The 24732-nt window shown below is 36.1% G+C and carries 25 protein-coding genes and 1 pseudogene; 9 read left to right on the forward strand and 17 right to left on the reverse strand.

Translation table 11 applies throughout. The annotated features are described in order from the left end of the window. The first annotated feature begins 35 nt into the window (after positions 1-35). From ahcY to BST92_RS05085, 3 genes are all read left to right on the forward strand, one after another. Complete coding sequence (gene ahcY / locus BST92_RS05075; RefSeq protein WP_105070471.1) at positions 36-1352, forward strand: adenosylhomocysteinase; 1317 nt, start codon at positions 36-38, stop codon at positions 1350-1352. Between the two features lie 109 nt (positions 1353-1461). Further along, positions 1462-1677 (forward strand): hypothetical protein, encoded by a 216-nt coding sequence (locus BST92_RS05080; RefSeq protein ID WP_036583607.1) that lies wholly within the window; start codon positions 1462-1464, stop codon positions 1675-1677. Positions 1678-1801: 124 nt separating this feature from the next. Then, on the forward strand, positions 1802-2167 hold the full coding sequence (locus tag BST92_RS05085; protein WP_105070472.1) for a hypothetical protein: 366 nt from the start codon (positions 1802-1804) through the stop codon (positions 2165-2167). Between the two features lie 94 nt (positions 2168-2261). Here the strand turns inward: BST92_RS05085 and rpmA are convergent, their stop codons facing one another. The 3 genes from rpmA to BST92_RS05100 form a co-directional block, all read right to left on the reverse strand. Beyond that, a complete protein-coding gene (rpmA, locus tag BST92_RS05090) occupies positions 2262-2522 on the reverse strand; it encodes a 50S ribosomal protein L27 (protein ID WP_105070473.1) in 261 nt (86 codons plus the stop codon). 49 nt (positions 2523-2571) lie between these two features. Beyond that, a complete protein-coding gene (rplU, locus tag BST92_RS05095; protein WP_105070474.1) occupies positions 2572-3246 on the reverse strand; it encodes a 50S ribosomal protein L21 in 675 nt (224 codons plus the stop codon). A gap of 112 nt (positions 3247-3358) precedes the next feature. Continuing rightward, entirely contained in the window at positions 3359-3841 is a 483-nt protein-coding gene (locus tag BST92_RS05100) for a hypothetical protein (protein WP_105070475.1), read from the reverse strand. A 179-nt stretch (positions 3842-4020) separates the two neighbouring features. Between BST92_RS05100 and BST92_RS05105 the strand changes: the two genes are divergently transcribed. Both BST92_RS05105 and BST92_RS05110 read left to right on the forward strand, forming a co-directional pair. Next, a complete protein-coding gene (locus BST92_RS05105; RefSeq protein ID WP_105070476.1) occupies positions 4021-5742 on the forward strand; it encodes an insulinase family protein in 1722 nt (573 codons plus the stop codon). 274 nt (positions 5743-6016) lie between these two features. Continuing rightward, positions 6017-7812 (forward strand): annotated as a pseudogene (locus BST92_RS05110) (insulinase family protein). A gap of 67 nt (positions 7813-7879) precedes the next feature. Here BST92_RS05110 and BST92_RS05115 read toward each other — a convergent pair. The 5 genes from BST92_RS05115 to mutY form a co-directional block, all read right to left on the reverse strand. Beyond that, positions 7880-8791, reverse strand: coding sequence for a DMT family transporter (locus BST92_RS05115; RefSeq protein ID WP_105070477.1), 912 nt, complete (start codon positions 8789-8791; stop codon positions 7880-7882). A gap of 85 nt (positions 8792-8876) precedes the next feature. After that, complete coding sequence (gldD, locus tag BST92_RS05120) at positions 8877-9443, reverse strand: gliding motility lipoprotein GldD (RefSeq protein WP_105070478.1); 567 nt, start codon at positions 9441-9443, stop codon at positions 8877-8879. Then, positions 9428-10732 carry a gliding motility-associated protein GldE gene (locus BST92_RS05125; protein ID WP_105070479.1) on the reverse strand — a complete coding sequence of 435 codons (1305 nt, stop codon included), beginning with the start codon at positions 10730-10732 and terminating at the stop codon, positions 9428-9430. Before BST92_RS05125 ends, gldD begins: the two co-directional genes overlap by 16 nt. A 9-nt stretch (positions 10733-10741) precedes the next feature. After that, the gene (locus BST92_RS05130; RefSeq protein WP_105070480.1) at positions 10742-11236 is read right to left on the reverse strand and encodes a single-stranded DNA-binding protein; all 495 of its coding nucleotides are present in this window, start codon (positions 11234-11236) and stop codon (positions 10742-10744) included. A gap of 45 nt (positions 11237-11281) precedes the next feature. Continuing rightward, positions 11282-12328, reverse strand: coding sequence for an A/G-specific adenine glycosylase (gene mutY, locus BST92_RS05135; RefSeq protein ID WP_105070481.1), 1047 nt, complete (start codon positions 12326-12328; stop codon positions 11282-11284). Between the two features lie 131 nt (positions 12329-12459). Between mutY and BST92_RS05140 the strand changes: the two genes are divergently transcribed. From BST92_RS05140 to BST92_RS05150, 3 genes are all read left to right on the forward strand, one after another. Continuing rightward, positions 12460-12750 carry an HU family DNA-binding protein gene (locus BST92_RS05140; protein ID WP_036583580.1) on the forward strand — a complete coding sequence of 97 codons (291 nt, stop codon included), beginning with the start codon at positions 12460-12462 and terminating at the stop codon, positions 12748-12750. A 366-nt stretch (positions 12751-13116) separates the two neighbouring features. Further along, positions 13117-14655 (forward strand): Rne/Rng family ribonuclease, encoded by a 1539-nt coding sequence (locus BST92_RS05145; protein ID WP_105072203.1) that lies wholly within the window; start codon positions 13117-13119, stop codon positions 14653-14655. 94 nt (positions 14656-14749) lie between these two features. Beyond that, on the forward strand, positions 14750-15223 hold the full coding sequence (locus tag BST92_RS05150; protein WP_105070482.1) for a regulatory protein RecX: 474 nt from the start codon (positions 14750-14752) through the stop codon (positions 15221-15223). Here BST92_RS05150 and BST92_RS05155 read toward each other — a convergent pair. From BST92_RS05155 to BST92_RS05185, 7 genes are all read right to left on the reverse strand, one after another. Then, on the reverse strand, positions 15213-16088 hold the full coding sequence (locus tag BST92_RS05155; RefSeq protein ID WP_105070483.1) for a cupin-like domain-containing protein: 876 nt from the start codon (positions 16086-16088) through the stop codon (positions 15213-15215). The genes BST92_RS05150 and BST92_RS05155 overlap by 11 nt on opposite strands. Before the next feature lie 64 nt (positions 16089-16152). Further along, positions 16153-17241, reverse strand: coding sequence for a biotin synthase BioB (gene bioB / locus BST92_RS05160; RefSeq protein ID WP_105070484.1), 1089 nt, complete (start codon positions 17239-17241; stop codon positions 16153-16155). Between the two features lie 65 nt (positions 17242-17306). Beyond that, complete coding sequence (locus tag BST92_RS05165; protein ID WP_105072204.1) at positions 17307-18437, reverse strand: beta-ketoacyl synthase N-terminal-like domain-containing protein; 1131 nt, start codon at positions 18435-18437, stop codon at positions 17307-17309. Positions 18438-18503: 66 nt separating this feature from the next. Continuing rightward, the gene (bioA, locus tag BST92_RS05170; protein ID WP_105070485.1) at positions 18504-19793 is read right to left on the reverse strand and encodes an adenosylmethionine--8-amino-7-oxononanoate transaminase; all 1290 of its coding nucleotides are present in this window, start codon (positions 19791-19793) and stop codon (positions 18504-18506) included. Then, positions 19790-20410, reverse strand: coding sequence for a dethiobiotin synthase (bioD, locus tag BST92_RS05175; protein WP_105070486.1), 621 nt, complete (start codon positions 20408-20410; stop codon positions 19790-19792). The genes bioA and bioD overlap by 4 nt, the downstream gene beginning before the upstream one ends. Further along, complete coding sequence (locus BST92_RS05180; RefSeq protein ID WP_105070487.1) at positions 20403-20816, reverse strand: hypothetical protein; 414 nt, start codon at positions 20814-20816, stop codon at positions 20403-20405. Before BST92_RS05180 ends, bioD begins: the two co-directional genes overlap by 8 nt. After that, positions 20813-21937, reverse strand: coding sequence for an aminotransferase class I/II-fold pyridoxal phosphate-dependent enzyme (locus BST92_RS05185; RefSeq protein WP_105070488.1), 1125 nt, complete (start codon positions 21935-21937; stop codon positions 20813-20815). The genes BST92_RS05180 and BST92_RS05185 overlap by 4 nt, the downstream gene beginning before the upstream one ends. Positions 21938-22151: 214 nt before the next feature. Here BST92_RS05185 and BST92_RS05190 point away from each other — a divergent pair, with 214 nt between their 5' ends. Then, positions 22152-22577: an ankyrin repeat domain-containing protein gene (locus BST92_RS05190; protein ID WP_105070489.1), complete on the forward strand. Its 426-nt coding sequence runs from the start codon at positions 22152-22154 to the stop codon at positions 22575-22577. Between the two features lie 81 nt (positions 22578-22658). Here the strand turns inward: BST92_RS05190 and BST92_RS05195 are convergent, their stop codons facing one another. Together BST92_RS05195 and atpD are read right to left on the reverse strand one after the other, a co-directional pair. Then, positions 22659-22934 carry a F0F1 ATP synthase subunit delta/epsilon gene (locus BST92_RS05195; RefSeq protein ID WP_105070490.1) on the reverse strand — a complete coding sequence of 92 codons (276 nt, stop codon included), beginning with the start codon at positions 22932-22934 and terminating at the stop codon, positions 22659-22661. A gap of 71 nt (positions 22935-23005) precedes the next feature. Further along, positions 23006-24517: a F0F1 ATP synthase subunit beta gene (atpD, locus tag BST92_RS05200; RefSeq protein ID WP_105070491.1), complete on the reverse strand. Its 1512-nt coding sequence runs from the start codon at positions 24515-24517 to the stop codon at positions 23006-23008. Between the last annotated feature and the right edge of the window lie 215 nt (positions 24518-24732).

Raw genomic sequence — 24732 nt, forward strand, 5'->3', positions numbered from 1 at the left:
ATCAACGACATAAAGCTAACACATTAAAATTCATTATGAGTACAAACACAATTCCATACGTTCCTTACAAAGTAAAAGATATTACTCTTGCTGAGTACGGAAGATTAGAAATAGAGCTTGCAGAAGCTGAAATGCCAGGTCTTATGGCATTACGTGAAGAATATAAAGAATCACAACCACTTAAAGGAGCCCGTATTGCTGGATGTCTACACATGACTATTCAGACAGCTGTACTTATTGAGACTTTAGTAGCACTAGGTGCAGATGTAACATGGTCATCATGTAACATCTTCTCAACCCAAGATCATGCTGCTGCTGCAATTGCTGCTGCTGGAATACCGGTATATGCCTGGAAAGGAATGAGTGAAGAAGAATTCAACTGGTGTATTGAACAAACACTATTCTTTGGTGAGGACAGAAAACCATTGAACATGATACTAGATGATGGTGGTGATTTAACTAATATGGTATTTGATGAGTTCCCAGAACTTGCTGCAGGAATCAATGGATTATCTGAAGAAACTACCACTGGTGTTCATAGATTATATGAGCGTATGAAAAACGGTACTTTAGTAATGCCTGCAATCAATGTAAATGACTCTGTAACAAAATCTAAATTTGATAATAAATACGGTTGTCGCGAGAGCGCTGTAGATGCTGTGCGTCGTGCAACTGACACTATGCTTGCTGGAAAACGTGTAGTTGTTTGTGGATATGGTGACGTAGGTAAAGGTACTGCGGCATCTTTCCGTGGTGCTGGATCTATCGTAACAGTAACAGAGATTGACCCTATCTGTGCATTACAAGCGGTTATGGATGGCTTTGAAGTAAAGCAACTTGAGAACGTAGTAGGTAATGCAGACATCGTGATTACAACTACAGGGAATAAAGATATTATACGTGGTGAGCACTTTAAAAGTATGCGTGATAAAGTAATCGTATGTAATATCGGTCACTTTGATAATGAAATAGACGTTGCTTTCTTGAATAAGAATTACGGTGATACTAAGGTTGAAATTAAACCACAAGTTGATAAGTACACAATCGATGGTAAAGATATCATCTTACTGGCTGAAGGTCGTCTAGTAAACCTAGGTTGTGCAACTGGTCACCCTAGTTTTGTAATGAGCAATTCCTTTACAAATCAAACACTTGCCCAAATCGAGTTATGGACAAATGCTGACGCTTACAAGAATGAGGTTTACATGTTACCTAAACATTTAGATGAAAAGGTAGCTGCACTACACCTTTCAAGAATGGGTGCAGAGCTTACTGTTCTTAAGAAAGATCAAGCTGACTATATAGGTGTAGAGGTTGAAGGACCTTTCAAGCCAGAATATTATAGATATTAATATTTCACCTTTTGCTTGGGTATTAAGTTTTATTTTTTAACTTAACACTTTTTGCAAATGGCGCGGATATTGTAACTACGCTTTTGCGAAAGCGTATTAATAACAATTTATGAAGATTATCGAAGAAGCATTAGCTTTTGAAACTGAAACAATGAGTAACATGTCAACCAGTGATAGAGTCCACGCATCAAGAAGAGCAAAGGACCTTATCCTAGGTTTAAATGATATTTACAAAGAGAACAAAGACGAAGAGATCATGGATCTTATGAAACGTCTCACTGCTAAGAAGCAGAAAATTGAGAAAAGATTGAAAGGTAGACCGTAAGGCCTATTAAACAATAGCTATAGCAGCCAGTAAAATATCCTCATCAATGAGAATGTTTTTACTGGCTGTTTTTATTATATACTATACCATTAAACATATCGTTTACTTTTAAACATTACTACTTATGAAAAACTTAAGTATTTATTTTTCACTACTACTCACTAGTATAGCTGTAAGTTCTTGCTCAACAGACTTCCCTAGACAAGAAGTTAATACTGAAAACTTATCAGGCTTTATTGAAGGTGGTAATGCTGGCGGCATATATGGCGATGCTGGCCTTAAAATTACCAATGATTCTATTCAAATGACTGACTGGCCAGTGTCAAGACTTACAACTAGTTTAGATATACTATTAGACACCACATTAATAGACAAAACTAGTTTTACAGATTTTTACACCATACAAATTGAAAATAAGGGTTCCCTGAAACAGCGTGAATTTATAGACTCATTAGTGATTGTCTTAAGCGACAAAGGTTTGATTAAATAAACCAGAGCTTATAAGCTATAACATATTGTTATAAAACATAAAAATCCCAAGTCATATCAAGCGACTTGGGATTTTTTAATGAAAAAATTAGCTTTTAAGCTTCTGCCTGTACGATAGAAACGTAAGATCTATTATTTCTTTTTTTAGTAAACTTCACTAGTCCATCTACTTTTGCATGTAATGTAAAGTCCTTACCAGCATATACGTTTTCACCTGGATGGTGCTCCATACCGCGCTGACGGATAAGAATATTACCAGCTACTGCTGCTTGTCCTCCAAAAATCTTAACACCTAAGCGTTTTGAATGAGATTCTCTTCCGTTTTTCGAACTACCTACTCCTTTTTTGTGAGCCATGGTTATAAATTTTAAGGATATCTGTAAATGATATCGTGTTCTACTTTAATTAACTAGGCATTACTCCGCCGTTAGCTTCGTCTTGCCATTTTTTTAATTCGTCCCATTTACCATCTGCAGCCATTTGAGCTTGCATAGGCCATGAATCTGTAATGTGATTACCACGTACATCAGCGATGATTTCAGAAATCTTTGCCGCGTCAGTTTTTGCAAGTTCTGCAAACGTCGTGATACCAGCCTCATTAAGAGTACTTGCAATCTTAGGTCCGATTCCTTCTACCTTCTTTAAATCGTCAGCTTTAGAAGTTTCCTTCTTTGCTGCTTTAGGAGCTGCTGGAGCTGCTTCTTTTGCAGGAGCTGCCTTCTTTGCTGGTGCTTTCTTCTCTGCTTTAGCAGTAGATTTCTTACCACCCGTAGCAGAGATGCTAGAGATTTGAATCTGTGTTAATGATTGACGGTGACCGTTTTTCTTACGGTATCCCTTTCTACGTTTTTTCTTAAAAACGATTACTTTGTCACCTTTAAGGTGTCCCAGAACTTTTGCTTCAGCAAATGCTCCTTCTATAGCTGGGGCGCCGAGAGTGATGTCGTTGTCATTGCCTAAAAGAAGAACTTTGTCGATAGAAACTGTCGCTCCTTCGTCTTCTTGTAAACGATGTACAAACAACTTCTGATCTTTCTCGATCTTGAATTGTTGCCCTGCTATCTCTACGATTGCGTACATAATTGTAATTTAACTTTGTTAAAAAATGGACGCAAATATACTGCTATTCTGGTAATTAGCAAACTTTTTTAAAATTCGCTTTCGCGAAAGCGTAAAATTTACACTTTTAACCTTAAGAATTCTGATTAAGAGGCTTTTGTGAATTTCTGACACCTCTAGTATTCCAAGACTGTTTAAAGATAGGAATAATTAATAATGAACTCACTATCGCAGTAGAAACACCTGATAAGAAAATGAATAAAAGCAATCCTACTTCATCAGTCCCAGAAGCTAATGGAATGGAGGCGCTCATTTCTTTTACTAAATTAGGGTTTACCTCAAATAAATAAATGGCCATAAAAACAGTGAAAACCACTGAAATTAAGAATCCACAGGCGAGTCCAGATAGAAATCCATCCATGTATTTGAAATCTTGGGGTTGTGCTTTATAAACACTTCGTATTATAAGATATAACCCTATAGCCATAATAGGCGCATTAAGAAAGCTTAAATAAACTTTATCTGCCACTCCAATGGAAGCTATAATTAAAAAATAAGCTATTAATAGAGCTATTATGCTCATGGATATTTTAAGTGTGTTTTTTGAAAATAACATATTGTTGATTTTTGATTGATTTTAAATTACATCAATATGAGCGATATCCTAGTCTATTTGACCTTTCTTTAACTCCTAAATAGGTAGTTAACAGCTATTTTTGAGAATTCTATAAGAAAGCTGTAACGTTTCATATAGAAAAAACACTAACTAAAAGTAACAATCGTAAAAATCACAAAATGAAAAAAATTGTTTTAAGTCTTGCAGCAGCTTTTATTGCTGTGTCGGGATTTGCACAAGAAGTGGAGTACGTTGAGTATGATCTACCTAACGGATTGCATGTAATCTTGCATCAAGAAAATAGTGCGCCAGTTGTAACAACTGGAGTTATGTATCAAGTAGGTGCAAAAGATGAAGATCCAGGTAGAACAGGATTTGCTCACTTTTTTGAACACCTTTTATTTGAAGGAACAGAGAACATTGAGCGCGGTAAGTGGTTTGACATTGTAAGCGCAAACGGTGGAAGCAATAATGCTAACACGACACAAGATCGTACCTATTATTATGAGACGTTTCCATCTAACAATCTAGAAATGGGATTATGGATGGAAAGTGAGCGTATGCTACATCCCAAAATTGAACAAATAGGTGTAGACACTCAAAACGAGGTCGTAAAAGAAGAAAAGCGCCAGCGTATTGATAACGCACCTTATGGAGCAATTCTTTATAGAACTGGTATTGATAAGCACCTTTTCAAATCACATCCTTATGGACAAAGTGTAATAGGTTCTATGGAAGACCTAAATGCTGCAAAGCTTTCAGAATTTCAAGAATTTAACGATAAATACTATAATCCTAATAATGCAACTTTAGTAGTTGCTGGTGACATTAATATAGAGAAGACTAAGAAGATGATTGAAGATTACTTCGGTCCTATTCCTAACAAAGCTCCTCGTAATGTGCGTAAGACAATCGTTGAAGCACCGATAACTGAAACTCGTTATGCAACCGAGTATGATGCAAATATCCAGATTCCTGTAAAAATCTTCTCCTATATTACTCCTAAATCTGTAGACCGTGATGCATACGTACTTGACTACATTTCTTCTGTTTTAACTGGTGGAGCAAGTTCTAGAATGCAAAAGAGAATGGTAGAAGAAGAGCAAATAGCTTTACAAGTATTAGCATTTGCACAGTCTAACCAAGATTATGGTACTTATACAATGGGTGCTCTTTCTAAAGGCGATGTGTCTTTAGAAAAACTAGCCGAAGTAATGGATGAAGAAATTGTAAAACTTCAGACAGAATTAATTTCTGAAAGGGAATATCAAAAACTTCAAAATCAATTTGAAACTAGATTTGTAAGCTCAAATTCTAGAGTAGAAGGAATCGCGGCATCTCTTGCTACATATAATATGCTTAAAGGTGATACTGGTTTAATCAACAAAGAATTAGATATTTATAGAAGCATTACTCGTGAAGACATTAAGCGAGTTGCAAATAAGTATTTAAAACCTAATCAACGGTTAGAGTTAGACTACCTAGCAGGTAGCGCACCAACTGAAGAAGAAATGGCTGCCGCTGCAAATGAGGTTAAGATTGTAGATAACAAACTACAAATCAACAAAATATATTTTGATAATGACAAAGCTACAATCACAGATAGCGCTTCTAAAGAGTTAGATCGTATCGTTAATATGATGATGAAAAATTCATCAATGGAAATCCTAGCAGAAACATATACGGACACCAAAGGTAGCGATAGTTACAATAAAACATTATCTCAAAAAAGAGCAGATGCCGTTAAAGGTTATTTAATATCTAAAGGTATTGCTGCCAGTAGAGTAAAAGCTGTAGGGCGTGGAGAAGATAATCCAGTGGTAGATTGTGAAAGCAAGACATGTACTGATGAAGAATATGAGCAATCTAGAAGAACTGAATTTACCATTACTAAAAAATAATATAACAATGAAAAAGCAATTTATATTTTTAATGGTATTACTCCTTACAGGAGCAGGTGCCATTGCACAAATAGACCGATCTCAAATGCCTACTTCTGGTCCAACTCCAGAAATAAATCTAGGTAAGCCGTATACCTTTGAACTTAAAAATGGTTTAAAAGTACTTGTAGTTACTGATAATAAGCTACCTACATTTAACATGAGTCTAGACCTTAACAATCCACCTGTTTTTGAAGGAGATAAAGCTGGTGTACAGTCATTAACAGGCTCTATAATGGGTAAAGGTTCAACTGAAACTTCTAAAGAAAAATTTAATGAACAAGTAGACTTTCTCGGTGCTTTTGTAAGTGTTAGTACTAGTGGTGGTTTTGCTTCTAGTTTATCAAAATATAAGAATGATGTATTTAGTTTATTTGCAGAGGCTGCTTTTAAACCTAACTTCACTCAAGAAGAACTAGATTTTGAAAAATCTCAGTTATTAGAAGGATTAAAATCAGGAGAAAATAGCGCTGCTGCAATTGCAGGTAAAGTGCGCAGTGCATTAGTCTATGGAAAAGATCATCCAGCTGGTGAATTTGCTACTGAAGAAACTGTAAACAATGTTACTCTAGAAGATGTTAAAAAATTCTATGCAGATTATTTCAAGCCTTCAAACGGATATCTTATCATCACGGGTGATATTGAAAACAAAGAAGCTAAAAATTAGTGAAAAAGTATTTTGGTAAATGGGAAAAAGGTACTGCTCCAGAACCTACTTTACCTACTTTATCAGATGTTGATGAAACACAAATCAACTTGATCGACGTACCTAATGCGGTTCAAACAGAACTTGCTGTAATGAGTCTTTCAGACTTAAAAATGAATGATCCAGATTATTATGCAGTTTTAGTGACTAATTATGTGTTTGGTGGATCATTTGGATCATATTTGAATATCAATCTACGTGAAAAACATGGTTACACTTACGGTGCTCGCTCTAGCATAGGTGCTGGTAGAAATTACAAAAGTACTTTTAGAGCAACTGCCAAAGTGCGTAATGAAGTTACTGACAGCGCCGTTGTTGAAACTTTCAAAGAATTAAATAGAATACGTGATGAATATGTAGAAGATGAGATGCTTGCAAATGCAAAGGCAAAATTCTTAGGTAATTTTATCATGCAGTCTGAAGACAAATCAGTAGTTGCAGATCGTGCTATCAATATTCAAAAAAATGGATTAGATAAAGACTTCTATAAGAACTTTATAGCTAATATCAATAAAGTAACTAAAGAAGATGTGAAGCGTGTGGCAAACAAGTATCTAAGCCCAGATAAAATACGTATCGTTTTAGTAGGTAAAGCAGGAGACATTCTTGAACCACTTGAAAAAATGACTCTTAATGGACAGCCAGTACCTATCAAATTTTATGATAAAAACGCAAACGAGACTGAGCGCCCATCTACTATTGAAATTCCAGCAGGTTTAACAGCTCAAACTGTTTTAGACAACTACATTAAAGCTATAGGTGGTAAAGATGCTGTAATGAAAATTAATGACATCTCTCAATTCTCTGCTTTTACATCTCCTATGGGAGAAGTAATCATGGATACTAAAAGCCAAAAAGGTGATAACTGGGTAATGGTTATGAAAATGGGTGGACGTGAGTTAAACAAGCAAGTTTATAAAGATGGAAAAGGTACCATAAGTGGTATGGGACAAACTCAAGAACTTTCTGGAGATATGCTAGAGGTCGTGAAGACAGAAGCAATGTTTTTCCCAGAATTGTACCATGCAGATATGGCCACATTAGATGGTGCAGAAAGACTAGGTGATCACAACGTTTTTGTTATCAAATGGAATGATCTTAAAAAATCTTTTTATGACACAGAATCTGGACTTCTAGTAGGAACTGAAACGACTAGTATGACACCGCAAGGCGAGGCAAAAGTTGTAACTCAATTCTCTGACTTTAAAGAGTATGCAGGTGTAAAATTCCCTACATCAATGGTTATTCCTATGATGGGACGTGAACTTACATTTGAATTAAAAGACCTTAAAGTAAATCCAGGATTAAAAGATTCTGATTTCTAGAAAGATTATTGTTACTACGCTTTCGCGAAAGCGTGTAAAACATAAATTTTATTATAAAAACCAGTAACTATTTAGTTGCTGGTTTTTTTTTGTCTCTTGTAACCAGTACCACAGCAAATATGATGACCATAGTTGCAAGAACTTGCCAGATACTAAAGGTCTCTCCATCCAGCATTCCCCATGTTAAACCTACCACAGGCATAAGATAAGTGACAGAACTCGCAAATACGGGAGAAGTAATCTGAACAAGCTTGTTGAACATGATTTTTGCCGCGACAGTTCCAAAAATACACAGCACTATGATGTAGCCTAGACTTTTAAGTACTGGCTCACTAGTAAACTCTAGTGAAGCACCATCAGCACTAAAGAAAACAATAATTGCCAGAGGTAGGATGAATATAAAATTACCTGTTGCAATAGCGAGCGGTTTAATGTTTTGTAAATACCTTTTAATAATATTTACATTACTCGCATAGCATGTACAGGCAATAAATACTAATCCCGCAAAAAGGTAGTTCTGTTCTGGATTGTTTTTCATACCAGAGAATACTAGAGCAATCGCTCCAGCTAGCCCAATGATAACGCCTAATAATTGTGTGCGAGAAAAAGCAATACCAAATATGACTGCACCCATTATAAGTGTAATTAATGGTACTGTAGAGTTAAGAATGGCACTTATGGCGCTATCTATTTCTGTCTGTGCATATGCAAATAAAAATGCAGGGAAAAATGTACCTAATAATCCCGAAACAAATAACCATTTCCAGTCTTTGCGATCTGTGGCTGCAAATGATTTCCAACCTATAACTATTAAAATACATCCAGAGATAATCGTCCTACCAGCACCTAGTTGTAGTGGTTGCAATACAAGATTACCTGAACCGTCATCTCCTAATGCTTTTTTTATAAGTATAAATGATGTTCCCCAAATTAAACTAAGAATAATGAGGTAAATGTATTTGAGCTTTGAATTATCCATGAGATTGCAGAAAGCTCAAAGGTCATTCTTTTTAATAAACTAAATGATAGTTATTTCTTAAATGGAATACAATTATATGTTTATACTATTTCCAATCCATGGACTCCATCATCTTGCGCATATCGAGTTTGATATAATTTACAGCTGGATATATAGAATCGTAATTAGGTGCACGGTCAAAATAAAGCGATGCCGTTATAAAGTTTTGAACACTGTCTGTTAAATAGAATTGAACGTTTGATGCTGCATTACCTTCAATAGCATACATCATCCCATACACAGATTTATCAGGATTGATATATACTTTATCATCAATAACATCTGCCATACGATTATGAGAAAAGGATAGTTTCTGACCATCTATTAATAGTTCTCTTATATTGTCTTTTACTGGGGCATAATCCATATATATGGTAGCATCCATAAACGGGTATTCTATCTTCATGGAGCAGTCATTCTTTGATAGTACTCTCGCAAAAGAATTTACCTTAAAAGTAAAAGGGCAATCAGCCTTATTAAGTTGTTGATATTCTGGTGACGGATATTGAAGAGCTAGTTTTGCCTCTGGTTTAGGCTGTAGTTCATCTTTACCACAACTGGCTAATAAGACAACAGTAATTAGAATTAAAAGTAATTTTAAGGCTTGGTACATTTTACTTGTTTAATGCGTTTTTTATCCATGGACTCTACCACAAACGTAAATCCTTCAAAAGTTATTTTATCTAATTTACGAGGAAAGTAACCTGTTTGCTCGAGTAAAAATCCAGCAACAGTTTCTGATTCTCCTTTTGCATTATCAAATAGCTCTTGTTGAGACTCTTCTAATTCTATAATACGATAAAAATCTTTTAAAGGTGTTTTACCTTCAAAAACAAAATTTTTATCATCAAGTTTTGAGTAGACTAGATTTTCATCATCAAACTCATCACTTATATCTCCTACAATCTCCTCAATTATGTCCTCGAGTGATATTAAACCACTAGTGCCACCATATTCATCTACTACAATAGCAAGATGCTTCTTTTGCTCTTGAAATTCCTGAAGTAAGTCATCTAGTTTTTTATTCTCTGGCACAAAGTAAACCTCGCGCAATAGTTTAGTCCATTCAAAGTTTTTACGGTCTATATAAGGTAATAAATCTTTTACATAAAGTACACCTGTAATTTGATCAATACTTTCTTTAAAAACGGGTATTCTAGAATAACCATTAGATATAACCTCTGTAATAATATCTTTAAACGGCATGCTCTCATCCAGTGCAAAAACATCTGTTCTATTGCGCATTACTGTTTTAGTATCGGTGTTACCAAAGCTTACAATACCTTGCAGTAATTGTTGTTCTTCATCTGTAGTGTCGTGATGATCTGTTAACTCTAATGCTTGAGAGAGTTGAGAAACCGTTATACTAGATTTCTTATTCCCTAACCGTTCATGAATTTGAATAGTTACATATCGCATAGGTAAACTCAAAAAGCTGAATAACTTATCTAATATGTTGAGTGGTATTGCCATAAAGTTTGCAAACTTCATTGCATTGCGATTTGCATATACCTTAGGTAAAATCTCACCAAAGAGCAATATTAAAAAGGTGGCTATAACAACCTCTAGTACAAACCTTAACCACTCTGTTCCTATTGAGGCAAACCAACTATCTGAAAGAATACTAAAAATAAGAACTGTAGTAATATTGATGGCATTATTTGCTATTAATATGGTCGCCAGCAGTTTTTTAGGTCTAGCAAGCAGCTTTGCGACTAGTTCACGTCTTGGAAAATCAGGACGTTCCTCTTCAAGGTCTGTCGTCTCTAGAGAGAAAAGAGCAACCTCGGCACCACTTACCATGGCGCTCAAAATTAATAGTATAATAAAAACTAAAAAATACACTAGTTCACTAGAACCAGAAATTATAGCAACTAATAAATGTGCTGAATCGGGATCCACTAGCTAAAATTAAAATGGTAAATCATCATCTTCTTCATCACTAACCGCAGGAGCAGGAGCTGCTTGATAATTTGGGTTAGGTTGTTGCTGTGGTTGCACTGGCCTACTGGCTTGTTGCGGCTGTGCCGCTCTATGCTGTTGTGATTGACCTGGTGCTCCATTTTCACCTTTAGGTGTTAGAAATGTAAATTCTTGCACTTGGATTTCAGTCGTATAACGCTGCTGTCCATCTTCACCAGTCCACTGTCGATTTTTAATACGACCTTCAATATAAACTTTATCGCCTTTCTTCAGGTACTTCTCACAAACTTCGGCAGCTTTGTTACGTACCACGCAATTGTGCCATTCTGTGTTAGAAACACGCTCACCGGTAGTTCTATTAACGTACTCTTCATTAGTAGCTAGCGGGAAACGACCTATACAATTCCCACCTTCAAAATACTTCATTTTCACTTCATCACCGGTGTGTCCTATAAGAATCACTTTGTTTACTGTTCCTGCCATTTTATACTTTTTTGATTAATATCAAGCGTGTAAAGATAATTAATCTTAAAGATAAGAATTCCAGAACGAACTCATAAAACGATGCATTAAAATATGTAGTGGTTTTTGAAATGCTTGTTGAATAGTAATACCTTCTTCTATTTCTTGATCTATTTCAACAATCCAGAAATAAGCATGTATCTTACGATGCGATAGCTTGTGGATAATGGGATCTTGATTATATACGCTTTCGCGAAAGCGGAATCCCGACCACCATTCCTGTTCTTGTAGTTTATCTCTAAATTCTACTGACAATAGAGCTCCATCGCTTTCTATAAAGGGAAACTCAAACAGGCCTGCCCAGATACCAGATTGTGGTCGTTCTTGTAGCAAGGTTTTATCTTGAGGTGTTTGCAACACAATGTAATGGTGATGTAAATTTTTAGCTTTAGTTTTTTTGATTTTTACGGGCAACTCCTCTATACGCTGGTCCTTATAAGCCATACAATCATCTTTAAAGGGACATACCGTGCAATCAGGATTTCTAGGCACACACTGCATTGCTCCAAACTCCATAATCGCCTGATTATAAACATGCGGCTGGTTATGATCCATTAACCGGATTGCCAAATTTTTAAACTCTTTAACACCTGCAGTCACATTAATAGCCGTACTAATACCATATATTCTAGACAATACTCTATAAACATTACCATCCACTACAGGTACTGCCTCATGGAATGCAAAACTGGCGATAGCAGCAGCGGTATAATCGCCTACACCTTTTAATTTCAATAAATCTTTATAAGAATCAGGAAAAATACCACCCATTTCTACGACTTGTTGAGCGGCCGCGTGCAAATTTCTGGCTCTAGAATAATAGCCTAAACCTTGCCATAACTTAAGCACATCCTCTTGTGGCGCTGCGGCCAGATCTCTTACAGTCGGGTAAGTTTCTACAAACCTATTATAATATGGTAGGCCTTGATTTACACGAGTTTGCTGTAAAATTACCTCGCTGAGCCATATACGATAAGGGTCTTGAGTGGAACGCCACGGCAAGTCTCTTTTATGTATATCATACCATTTTATAAGTTGTTGTTGAAAACTCATTGCTTATCTATTTAAGAGAGCGCAAGATATATCTTCTTAAATTTTAATCAATTAGAGAATTGTATTTGTATTATTACCGTATATTTGCGCCCTGTTTAACAAACCCTATTAATTAATTATTCAATTTAAACATGACTAAAGCAGATATCGTATCTAAAATTTCAGATAAGTTGGGAATGGAAAAGACTGATGTACAGGCAGCTGTAGAATCTTTCATGAATGAAGTAAAAGGTTCCTTAGAATCTGGAGAGAATGTATATCTACGTGGTTTCGGAAGCTTTATCGTTAAGACAAGAGCTGAGAAAACTGGACGTAATATTTCCAAGAATACAACGATTAAAATACCAGCTCACAATATACCAGCATTTAAACCTGCTAAAGTATTTGTAGAAGGTGTGAAAACAAGAGTAAAAGTTAAGTAAAAATATAAGAGATATGCCAAGCGGTAAAAAAAGAAAGAGACATAAGGTAGCAACCCACAAACGTAAAAAGCGTCGTCGCGCTAACCGTCACAAGAAGAAAAAGTAGTATTTCACTACTTTTTCTTTTTATATCAAAGTCTGGTACAGTTGTCACCTTTTAAGTTGCACGCTTTTTAAAAAAGTCGTGGTGGTACCTTGTATCTATTAAGGAGCTACTTACCATTTGATATAATTACAACCTCAAGTTCATTGACATAGAGTTATAGGGATATGACTCGTAGAGTTATAGATATGATATCTATAACAATATTTAAAGTATAACTGTTTTATAATCACTAATTGATTATGAAACTAACAATTGGAATCATGGATAAAGAAATTATTATCCGTTCCGGTTCTACTAAGGTCGACTATGCCCTAACTAAAAATGGGAGACTAGTCGAGTTACACCAAGATGAAGATGAAAATAAATTTGCGGTAAGCGATATATTTATTGCAAAATCACGCAAGGTCTTATCTGGTCTTAACGCCTCATTTGTAAATGTAGGCTATGAAAAAGATGGTTTTTTACACTATCATGATCTAGGACCACAATACCTTACCCAATTTAAATTCACTAAGCAAATTCTGAGCGGTAGACGCAAGAATTATGCACTTAAAGATATTAAACTAGAAAAGGAATTAGAAAAATCTGGTAGCATTACAGATGTAGTCGCTCCTAACCAACCTATTCTAGTACAAGTAGTTAAAGAACCTATCTCCACAAAAGGACCTAGATTAAGCGCAGAGCTTTCTATACCTGGAAGATATGTGGTTCTTGTTCCTTTCTCAGATCGTATTTCTATTTCACAGAAAATAGAAGATCGTGAAGAAAAGAGCCGACTTAAAAGACTTGTTAAAAGTATTAAGCCTGCTGGCTTCGGCGTTATTGTACGTACCGTTGCAAAAGGCAAACTAGTAGCAGAACTGGATCAGGACTTACAGAACCTTATCACAAAATGGGAAAACATGTGTGCAAAATTGCACAAAGCAAATTTTCCTTCTAAAGTAATGACTGAGGTCAGTCGTACTAATTCAATTATGAGAGATGTTTTTAATGACACCTACACGTCTATTGTTGTAGACGATGAAGAAGTATGTTCTGAAATCAAAGATTACCTTAAAACTATTGCTCCTCACAAGGAGTCCATTGTTAAATATCACAATCCTCGTACACCTGTTTTTGAAAAATATGGTATTGAGAGACAAATTAAAACGTCCTTTGGCCGTACGGTTTCAATGAGTAAAGGTGCTTACCTTGTCATAGAACATACTGAAGCCATGCACGTTATTGATGTTAACTCTGGAAATAGATCTAACAAAGCAAATAGTCAAGAAGACACCGCACTAGAAACTAATCTTATCGCCGCTAGTGAAATAGCGCGACAATTAAGATTAAGAGACATGGGTGGTATAATAGTCGTTGACTTTATAGACATGCGCCAGGCAGAACATAGAAAAAAACTCTATGAACACATGCGAGATGAAATGTCTGAAGATCGTGCTAAACACAAAATACTTCCTCCTAGTAAATTTGGATTAATTCAAATTACTAGACAGCGTGTAAGGCAAGAAATGAATATCAAGACTCGAGAAGAGAATCCTGATGGCAATGGAAATGAAATTCAAGCTCCTATTCTTATTATCGATAAGATTAAGGAAGAGTTAGAAAAACATTTAAAAAATGGGCATAAAAAGATAACGCTTAATGCGCATCCTTTTGTAGCAGCATTTATCACTAAAGGCTATCCTTCCATACGTTCTAAGTGGTTTATGAATCACAAAAAATGGATCAAAGTATCGCCTAGAGATGCTTACACTTATCTAGAATACAATTTTACAGATAAGGATGGAAAAGTGCTCTAAACCTTTTAAAACGCCTATAGACGCAAGTTTATAGGCGTTTTTTTGTGGTTAATTTTAAAATTGGGACTATCTACTTAACTACTATATTTGCTCTATGCAACAAGAATCCTTCACCGTTGAACAAGCTACTCGAGCGATAGAGCGTTATTGTGTTTATCAAGAACGCTGTCATAAAGAAGTTGAAGATAAGCTGCGTAAAATGGGAATGATTCAACTAGCCATCGATGAAATCATCCCACATCTGATTGAGCACAAATTCTTAAATGAAACTCGCTTTTCACAAAGCTTTGCTAGAGGGAAATTTCGTAACAAACATTGGGGACGTAACAGAATTGTGCGCGAACTTAAATTACGTAAAATAGCAGAACGTAATATTAAAATAGCATTACAAGAAATTGATCCTGAAGAATATGAAGTTTCTTTTGATACGCTTTCGCGAAAGCGTTATGAACAACTCCACAATGAAAAGGACAAATATCGCAAACGTAAGAAACTAGCCGATTATTTACTTTACAGAGGTTGGGAAGGAGATTTAGTCTACGACAAGGTAAAACAGCTTATCCCTTAATGCCTAGCTTTTTATGTGTACGTATGACAGCTTGCTGATTTTTATAATCAATCCAGTCTTGACCTTTTTTACGACGCATGTAGTTATCATAATACCTCATAAATCCTAAATTATATAATGCTTTACCTAGGTTTTTTAACTTACGTGGATAACTGCGCAAACTTATAGAAAAACCTGGCGTGAGATAATGCATAAAATGCCAGTAACCTTCTGGCATATAAAGCATTTCACCATGGTTTAATTCACATACATAACCTTGCGCTTGTTTCAAGGCAGGCCACTTTTCAAAATCTGGACTAGTAAAATCAATATCTTCTCGTGCTATTAATGAATGTGGCACCCGATAAAGAAACTTACTTTGATCTGGCGGAAAAATGATACAGCGCTTTTTACCATGAAAGTGAAAATGCAATATGTTAGTAAAATCAATATCATAATGCATAAAGACTCTAGAATCTGTACCGCCAAAAAACATCATGGGCAATCCTTTAATCAGTCGCATTCCTAGTTTAGGGAACTTAAAATCACCTTGAAGGACAGGAACTTCGCTTAAAATATTGTACAAAAAAATCCTGAAATTAGTAGGCTTGCTTTTCAGCAGGTCCACATAATCTGCCATTTTCATTTCTGCATGAGCCTGATTAAAACCTTCATCATGCTTTACCGGTCTGTCATCATACAGCGGCACTGTTTTATCTCCTGCAACTTCCTTTATATATTCTAGATTCCATTTATGATAAGCCTTCCAGTCTTCAGTTAATTTTTCTATGACAACAGGACGCTGTGGCTTGAGATGATTTCTTACAAAATCTTCTTTACTCATAGTCCTTACTCGAGGTATGTCTTTTAAATTCAATTGCTGCATAGAAGATATAACGTAAAATTAATCTATCCAGTTTATAGAAATAGCTTTTAAAGTAACGATAAGTTTAACCTTTTGCAGTCTTTGCCGCCAGCTTTGCCTCTTCATTACGATCGATTTTATGACCTGGACGCGTCCATTTAGGCTTTTCGCCCAGTGCTTTATATTCTGAATACTGTGCTTCAACAGTTTCTGGTTGAGCCTTTTTAACAAAAGGCTTCATAGGTTCAAGACCTAGAAGTTTAAACATCTCCATATCCTCATTCACATCAGGATTAGGCGTTGTTAATAATTTGTCACCGGCAAATATGGAGTTAGCTCCTGCAAAGAAACACATTGCCTGTCCTTCTCTAGTCATTTGAGTACGACCAGCGCTTAAACGCACTTGGGTTTGTGGCATTACAATACGGGTTGTTGCTACCATACGCACCATATCCCATATAGAAACTGGTTTTTGTTCTTCAAGCGGCGTTCCTTCAACTGCTACTAATGCGTTGATAGGAGTACTCTCTGGTTGTGGACTCAAACTAGCTAGCGCTACTAACATACCTGCGCGATCTTCAGCACTTTCTCCCATTCCTATAATTCCACCACTACAAACTGTCACGTTAGTTTTACGTACGTTATCGATAGTATCTAGACGATCTTGATAACCGCGTGTAGAGATCACTTCTTTATAATACTCTTCACTACTATCTAAGTTGTGATTATATGCATACAATCCAGCCTCAGCAAGTCTGTGAGCTTGATTTTCTGTAATCATTCCTAGTGTACAGCAAACCTCCATGTCTAGTTTGTTAATTGTACGTACCATTTCTAACACCTGGTCAAATTCTGGTCCATCCTTTACATTTCTCCATGCTGCTCCCATACATACACGAGAGCTACCACTAGATTTTGCACGCAAAGCTTGTGCTTTTACCTGCTGTACAGACATTAAATCATTTCCTTCTATATCAGTATGATAACGTGCCGCTTGAGGACAGTATCCACAGTCCTCTGGACATCCACCTGTTTTTATAGACAGTAAAGTAGAAACTTGTACTTGATTAGGGTTGTGTGATTCTCTATGTATTGTTGCAGCCTCATATAAAAGGTGCATTAATGGCTTATTGTATATTTCTAAAACTTCTTCTTTAGTCCAGTCGTGTCTCATAATCGTTCTATATGCAGCGTAAAAATAGAAAAGTCAATCTTACTTACCTACCCGTTGCCTTTTATTTATATATGTTTTTCTAACAATAGACTCACGGCATTACCGCCAAAACCTGTTGCGTTAATCAAAATCTTTTGTGGATTCACCTTTTTGCCTCTGGGATTAGTAAAGGTAGATTCTAGGTACGGAATAGCAAATAAAGTAGATTTTTCAAACATTTCTAACGCCATAGCTATACTTAACGCACTACTAGCACCTAATGAATGCCCTACTTGCCATTTATTATTACATAATGTTGGGTAATTATCCCCAAAAACATGACGTATCGCAGCAAATTCTGCCATATCGCCCTTTATTGTGCCAGGAGAATGAGTTATAATCGCATCTACTTCTTCTAATGATCTATCGCCCAGTGCTCTTTTCATAGATTCTTGTAAACACCTACCATCCATAGATACCGATGTTGCACTACTTAACACTTCTATCGCTGCACCATGACCTATTATTTTTGCTCTCGTATTCTCAGTAGCTTTTTTAGAAAGTAAATAGCAAGCCGCTGCCTCACCTAACACCATCGTATTGCTTGTTTTATTTAAATTTAAAGCCTTGCAAGAATACATTTCATAATCTGTTGCATAAATACGTAAGGCTTTCATTTGAGCAATTGTAAAAGGTGTTAAAGGCGCCTCTGCTCCACCTACTATAAATTGATCCACCATTTCACTTTCTAACCATGCAATAGCGTTTAAAACAGCGTGTGAAGCTGTGGCGCATGTGATGGAGTGAGAAAATGCAGTAGCGTCTACTCCTAAGTCCTGCGCTATCCAAGTAGATATGTTACCTAATGTGGTTAATGGAGAAGATTGTGTGGTAGTGAGTCCGCTTTCGCGAAAGCGTGCATAACTCTCTTCCCAGACACCAGTCGCGCCTCTAGAAGAACCTATATTAATTCCTGTCTTGCCTAAAGGAACACTAATTTCTCTAGCGGCTAAAATGGCCAATAAAACAGATCGATCTAATTGACCATACCATTTAGACTCTGCCTGAAGTTTTTTTATTCTGACATCATGTAAATCGCTAATGGGCGCAACAAGATCATTATCAGAAAGTAAAATAGCAGAAGAATCACTATTAAAACCAGCGTGTGATAATGGTGATACTACACCAGACTCATTAATATAAATTGGGTTTTTCAATCTCATTTTATTCTATTACAAAAATGCCCATACTTAAGCTTAAAACCGAGTAAAACGCTAGAAAACTTAGGCTTTTTTTGAAGTAATTTCATCTAGAAAAAACAGAATTGCTTTGTAAAGCAATTCTAGTTCCTGCGGTGTGGTTGTAAATGGTGGCACAATGTAGACCGTTTTACCTAACGGTCTTAAGAAGATACCTCGATCCATAAACCATTGAAATATTTCATTACGCTTATTCCCATAACGTTCCATTTCTATAGCAAGATCTATGGCTAGAATCACACCACATGAACGTACTGAATCAACTGCGTTATGTGATTGATAAACTTTAATATGTTTTTTATGTGATTGTGTGATGAACTGAATGTTCTCTTGAATAGCGTCAGATGTTAATAGGTCTATACTCGCAGCAGCAACCGCACAACCTAATGGGTTTCCTGAATAGGTATGCCCATGAAAAAAGCCATGTGCTAGTTTATCGTCATAAAAAGCATCATAGACCGCTAGAGTACAAGTGGTTATCGCCATAGGCATAATGCCACCAGTAAGCGCTTTTGAAAGACACATAATATCTGGCTTATTAATCATCGCTTCACTTGCAAAATTGTATCCTGTTTTGCCAAAACCGGTCATCACTTCATCTGCTATCGTAAGGACACCTTTTTCCTTAAAGCTATTTAATACTGGACATAAGTGAACTGGCTGGTGCATTTTCATAGCGGCAGCACCTTGCACCAAAGGCTCATATATAAAAGAAGCTACCTGATATTGAGCTGTCAAATCTTCAATAAGATCAAGAACTGCATTTTGATTATTTTCATTAGGAACGGGAATACGTTTAACGTCTATAAAGAAATCTTCAAAAGGTCCATTATAAACAGATAATCCACTAGCGCTCATAGCCCCAAAAGTGTCACCGTGAAAACCATTTTCTAATGCAATGACTACATTACGTTTTTCTCCACGGTTGAAATGATATTGAAAAGCCATTTTTAAAGCAATTTCTACACTAGTAGATCCATTCTCTGAAAAGAATAGTTTTTGCTGGTTATCAGGCAAGATACCAATCAGTTTCTTTGATAATCGCGCAGCAGGCTCGTGAGTCATACCTGCAAAAACAACATGATGTAATTCATCAACTTGATTTTTGAGAGCGTGTGTCAATACAGGATTAGTATGACCATAGCTGCAGGTATACCAACTAGATATAGCATCAAAATATGGCTTATCTGCCATATCATATAGATAATTTCCTTGCGCCTTTTTTATAGCTAATGGACTATTTGCCGTTTTATGCTGCGTTAAAGGATGCCATATGTATTGGGCATCTAGATTTTGAAGCTCTTTTAATGTCATAGTGCTAATAGCTTTTCTCTCATCATACCAGCAATAACCACTACACTATCGACATTTAATGAATCTATATAAGATAAATGAGCGATAGTAGGAACGCCAGTCATTTTTTCAATCACCTCAATAGTTCCTGATAACTCTACCTGATTATAAATTATACCAGCACATGATAGACCTCTAGATTTTAAAACCTCTATACTTAACAACGTGTGGTTAATACTACCTAAATAGCCGGAACTAACTAGAATTACCTTATCCGTTGGCTGAATTAAATCTATAATCGTGTGTTTATCATTTAAAGGAACTAACAGTCCGCCAGCGCCTTCTATAACCAGATTGTTTTCAGTTTGCGGTCTTTTAATCTCTTCTAATTCTATCGTAATCCCATCAATGGCTGCAGCTTCATGTGGACTCATAGGTGTTTCTAAAAAATAACGCTCTTTATGAAACACAGTATCATTATTTGAGATCAATCGCTGCACTTCCATACGGTCAGAATGCTCTATTCCACCACTTTGTATAGGTTTCCAGTAGTCTGCTTTTAACGCTTGAGTAACTGCGGCTGCCACCAGCGTTTTACCTACATCAGTACTTATTCCTGTTATAAAATAACTATTCATTGAGATCAAATTTATGAGAGCAATTCATACACTTATAATGCTTTTCGCTTGAGAAAGGAAAAATGCTTAAGAATGCTGCTTTCAATCGTTCTGCAAAGGTAGTTGCTGTCATCACATCACCTTGTTCCCTTACGGTTCTTTTTTTACATTTAGGACATATTACTAGATGTGTAATGCGTTGTGTAATTTCAGGATTTGATTTCTCAATAAGCCCTATGGCTTTAATATAATCTTCTTTATAAACATCCATTTTTACACCACCTATCGCATTAGTCGCAAACGGATCTGTAGCAATGGTAAACTCATCTCTTAAAAAAACAGAGACGTTCTCGCTTTCTAGTTTAGATTTAATGACTGCAGCCTCAGCAGGATAAGCAAATACAGCTATTGTTCTAAATTTGCTCATTTCTTTTTCAGAGATTTTGCTATGGTTTGAAGAACAAATTCACAGTCATCAATAGTGTTATAACTATGTAGACATAACCTTAATCGCTCTTGACCTTCTGGTACAGTAGGTGATAAAATGGCTCTTACATCATATCCTTTGTGTTGCAATTGACCAGCCATTTTTCTTACATTCTTGTTCCCTGGTATAATACATACTTGTATGGCGGTCTCGCTTTCGCGAAAGCGTAATCGCAATCCATTTTGCACCACTAGTTTATTGAATACTTGTATTAAAATTTGTAATTTATTAATATGATCATGCTGGTTCTCTAAATGTTCATAACCAGCATTAATAGCCCTGAGAGCATGTGGTGCCAATGCTGTTGTATAAATGAATGGGCGACAAAAGTTGATTAAGTATTGTACTAAATCATTACTACCTAAAATGGAAGCACCATGACAACCTAGCGCCTTACCATATGTCACAACCCTAGCAAACACTTGATTTTCTAATCCTAAATACTGTACGAGACCTTCACCATTATGACCTACAACACCTAAAGCATGTGCCTCATCAACAATAAGATAAGCATTATTCATTCTAGCGGTAAGCTGAGTTAATTCTACTAGTGGTGCTTGATCACCATCCATTGAAAAAACAGATTCAGTAATTACATAAACCTCTTGTTGTTCACCTTTGCCGAATTTATCTAGTAATATTTTTAAATGATCAATATCATTATGTCGAAATTTAAGGGAACGTGCCATCGAGAGCTGGATACCATCCCTAATACTAGCATGCACTAACTCATCATATAAAATTAAATCGCCACGCTGCGCAACACTACTTATCAAACCTAGATTTGCATCATAACCAGAATTAAAAATGAGCGCATTTTCTGATTTATGAAAACGTGCAACACGCTTTTCTAATGTATCAAATGCTTTACTATGTCCAGATAACAATCTAGAACCTGTGGCACCATGTGGCAAGGTAGATTCTTGAACTATAGGAATTTTTGAAAAACCCAAGTAATCATTAGATGCAAAATCTATAAGATTGTTGTGCGATTTAAGTCTGCGCATATTTCCTGAGAAGTGGCGCATACCTAGTTTGCGTATGAGTTTATCTGGTAGCATATGGCAAAAGTAAGGAGTAATCTGTTATCGAATCATAGTTATTGTGGAATATGAACCATAGACAGTCCATCTTTTTTCTAGGCATTACTTAGCTGCACTAGTCTAGCTATTCAATGCTATACACTACAACCTATTGATAATCTTGAGTACAGAGCTAATTGATTTTGTGTCCTTTAAAAAAATCTTATATTAGCATCACATTAATAACAACACGATGAAAAAAGCAATATTTATAGTGGCATTATGTTTAGGAACTCTAGCAAGTGCACAAACATTGAGCATGGATCTTACAAAAGCTCTTAAGAACGACGATACAGCCGCGATTAGTAATTTAGTTACAGACAGTAATAAAGACACTTGTTTTGAAGTAGGTAAGTCGACTTCTTCTCTTGCTCAATTAGCTGTTCAAATGGACAGTGCAGATATTCTAGAGTTTTTAATTAATGAAAAGAACATCAACGTTAATAGCACTTGTAGCAATATGACACTATTAATGACAGCTGCTCAAATGGGACGTCCTCATTTAGTATCCATATTATTACAAGCCGGTGCAGATAAATCAATCAAATTAGAAGGAAAGACAGCACTGGATTATGCTACAGGAAACAATGCGGCAGCTATTCAAAAGCTTTTGAAATAAGATTTCAAACAAAATTGGCATATTAAAAAAGCCTCGATTCTTAAGAATCGAGGCTTTTTTAATATCTTATAAAGTAAAGTATTAGTCAGCTAATACGATTGCTTTATTATCTTTCATTTCTATAACTCCACCAGTGATGTGAAAATTAGTAGTTCCATCTTCTTTGGTAAATAAAGATGCAACTGTCTCATCTAATTCTACTTTGCCAAAAATCTTTACAGCTCCTTTTACTAACAATGAAACAACAGGTGCGTGATTATCCAGCATTTGGAATTGTCCACTTATACCAGGAACCGATACAGATTCTACAGTACCGCTAAAAAGAGTTTGCTCTGGTGTTACTATTTCTAAAATCATCTTTGTTTACTTTTCAATTACAATAAAACAGTCGTGATGATTAAAAATTATCACGACTGTCATTGTTTGATTTATGATACCTCAGCAAGCATTTTTTCACCTGCCTCGATTGCCTCTTCAATAGTACCTTTAAGGTTAAATGCACTTTCTGGTAAGTGATCTAACTCACCGTTCATGATCATATTAAATCCTTTGATGGTATCCTTAATATCAACTAACACACCTTTAAGACCAGTAAACTGCTCTGCTACGTGGAATGGTTGAGATAAGAAACGTTGTACACGACGTGCACGGCTTACCGCAAGTTTATCTTCTTCAGATAGCTCTTCCATACCTAAGATGGCGATAATATCTTGAAGTTCTTTATAACGTTGTAATAACTCTTTTACGTTTTGTGCGCACTCATAGTGCTCTTTACCTAGAATCTCAGCAGTAAGAATACGTGATGTAGAATCTAACGGATCTACCGCAGGGTAGATACCTAATTCTGCAATCTTACGTGATAATACTGTAGTCGCATCAAGGTGAGCAAATGTTGTTGCTGGCGCTGGATCTGTAAGGTCATCTGCAGGTACGTATACCGCTTGTACAGATGTAATAGATCCTTTCTTTGTAGAAGTAATACGTTCTTGCATCGCTCCCATCTCAGTTGCAAGTGTAGGTTGATATCCTACCGCTGATGGCATACGACCAAGAAGTGCAGATACCTCAGAACCTGCTTGAGTAAAACGGAAAATGTTATCAACAAAGAAAAGTACGTCTTTTCCTTGTCCGTCTCCAGCTCCATCACGGAAATACTCAGCAATAGTAAGACCAGATAGTGCTACACGAGCACGTGCTCCAGGTGGTTCATTCATTTGACCAAAAACGAATGTCGCTTTTGAATCTTTCATGATTTCCTTATCTACCTTTTGTAGATCCCATCCACCTTCTTCCATAGAGTGCATGAATGCATCTCCATATTTTATAATTCCAGATTCTAACATCTCACGTAGAAGGTCATTTCCTTCACGAGTACGCTCACCAACTCCAGCAAATACTGAAAGTCCACCGTGACCTTTTGCAATGTTATTAATCAATTCTTGAATCAATACTGTTTTACCTACTCCAGCACCACCGAATAGTCCAATCTTACCACCTTTTGCATAAGGCTCAATAAGGTCGATTACTTTAATACCAGTAAAAAGTACTTCTGTAGATGTAGAAAGGTCCTCAAATGCTGGTGCTGATCTGTGGATAGACAAACCATTATCTCCTGTTTTAGGAAGGTTACCTAGACCATCAATCGCATCACCGATAACATTAAAAAGACGACCGTAAACGTCATCTCCGATAGGCATTTTAATAGGGTTCCCTGTAGATTTAACAGCGGTTCCACGAGAAAGACCATCTGTTGAATCCATAGAAATGGTTCTTACAGTATTCTCACCGATGTGAGACTGCACTTCTAAAACTAGAAGATTACCATTAAGTTCTACTTCAAGAGAATCATAAATTTTAGGAAGTGCCCCTTGTGCACTGTCAAATGTTACGTCAACCACCGGACCGATGATTTGTGAAACGCTACCTGTAATTTGAGACATTATATAATGTTTTTAAACTTAAAAAGATACGGCTACAAAAGCCTTTTTTCAGTGGCGCAAAGATACTGCTTTCCTAATTATATAGACATCAGATTTTTTAATTTTTTTATAAGCTTAGAATCCCATCAAATAATAATAGAAATTGTTGAGTCTCGCTTTCGCGGAAGCGTAATAAAAAACCACCTAATTTCTTAGGTGGCTGCACTAATAATTAT

Origin of the sequence: Nonlabens arenilitoris, from assembly GCF_002954765.1 — a bacterium.
In the GTDB taxonomy this organism is placed as follows: Bacteria; Bacteroidota; Bacteroidia; order Flavobacteriales; family Flavobacteriaceae; genus Nonlabens; species Nonlabens arenilitoris.

Excerpts from the sequence above, each read along its gene's own strand:
- BST92_RS05145 (WP_105072203.1), top strand. The coding sequence starts at position 13,117 with ATGGATAAAGAAATTATTATCCGTTCCGGTTCTACTAAGGTCGACTAT.
- BST92_RS05195 (WP_105070490.1), bottom strand. The coding sequence starts at position 22,934 with ATGATTTTAGAAATAGTAACACCAGAGCAAACTCTTTTTAGCGGTACT.
- BST92_RS05085 (WP_105070472.1), top strand. The coding sequence starts at position 1,802 with ATGAAAAACTTAAGTATTTATTTTTCACTACTACTCACTAGTATAGCT.
- BST92_RS05130 (WP_105070480.1), bottom strand. The coding sequence starts at position 11,236 with ATGGCAGGAACAGTAAACAAAGTGATTCTTATAGGACACACCGGTGAT.
- BST92_RS05105 (WP_105070476.1), top strand. The coding sequence starts at position 4,021 with ATGAAAAAAATTGTTTTAAGTCTTGCAGCAGCTTTTATTGCTGTGTCG.
- BST92_RS05185 (WP_105070488.1), bottom strand. The coding sequence starts at position 21,937 with ATGCTACCAGATAAACTCATACGCAAACTAGGTATGCGCCACTTCTCA.
- gldD (WP_105070478.1), bottom strand. The coding sequence starts at position 9,443 with ATGTACCAAGCCTTAAAATTACTTTTAATTCTAATTACTGTTGTCTTA.
- bioB (WP_105070484.1), bottom strand. The coding sequence starts at position 17,241 with ATGAGACACGACTGGACTAAAGAAGAAGTTTTAGAAATATACAATAAG.
- BST92_RS05180 (WP_105070487.1), bottom strand. The coding sequence starts at position 20,816 with ATGAGCAAATTTAGAACAATAGCTGTATTTGCTTATCCTGCTGAGGCT.
- BST92_RS05100 (WP_105070475.1), bottom strand. The coding sequence starts at position 3,841 with ATGTTATTTTCAAAAAACACACTTAAAATATCCATGAGCATAATAGCT.
- BST92_RS05150 (WP_105070482.1), top strand. The coding sequence starts at position 14,750 with ATGCAACAAGAATCCTTCACCGTTGAACAAGCTACTCGAGCGATAGAG.
- BST92_RS05155 (WP_105070483.1), bottom strand. The coding sequence starts at position 16,088 with ATGCAGCAATTGAATTTAAAAGACATACCTCGAGTAAGGACTATGAGT.
- ahcY (WP_105070471.1), top strand. The coding sequence starts at position 36 with ATGAGTACAAACACAATTCCATACGTTCCTTACAAAGTAAAAGATATT.
- BST92_RS05115 (WP_105070477.1), bottom strand. The coding sequence starts at position 8,791 with ATGGATAATTCAAAGCTCAAATACATTTACCTCATTATTCTTAGTTTA.
- BST92_RS05080 (WP_036583607.1), top strand. The coding sequence starts at position 1,462 with ATGAAGATTATCGAAGAAGCATTAGCTTTTGAAACTGAAACAATGAGT.
- BST92_RS05140 (WP_036583580.1), top strand. The coding sequence starts at position 12,460 with ATGACTAAAGCAGATATCGTATCTAAAATTTCAGATAAGTTGGGAATG.
- bioD (WP_105070486.1), bottom strand. The coding sequence starts at position 20,410 with ATGAATAGTTATTTTATAACAGGAATAAGTACTGATGTAGGTAAAACG.
- atpD (WP_105070491.1), bottom strand. The coding sequence starts at position 24,517 with ATGTCTCAAATTACAGGTAGCGTTTCACAAATCATCGGTCCGGTGGTT.
- bioA (WP_105070485.1), bottom strand. The coding sequence starts at position 19,793 with ATGACATTAAAAGAGCTTCAAAATCTAGATGCCCAATACATATGGCAT.
- mutY (WP_105070481.1), bottom strand. The coding sequence starts at position 12,328 with ATGAGTTTTCAACAACAACTTATAAAATGGTATGATATACATAAAAGA.
- rpmA (WP_105070473.1), bottom strand. The coding sequence starts at position 2,522 with ATGGCTCACAAAAAAGGAGTAGGTAGTTCGAAAAACGGAAGAGAATCT.
- rplU (WP_105070474.1), bottom strand. The coding sequence starts at position 3,246 with ATGTACGCAATCGTAGAGATAGCAGGGCAACAATTCAAGATCGAGAAA.
- BST92_RS05190 (WP_105070489.1), top strand. The coding sequence starts at position 22,152 with ATGAAAAAAGCAATATTTATAGTGGCATTATGTTTAGGAACTCTAGCA.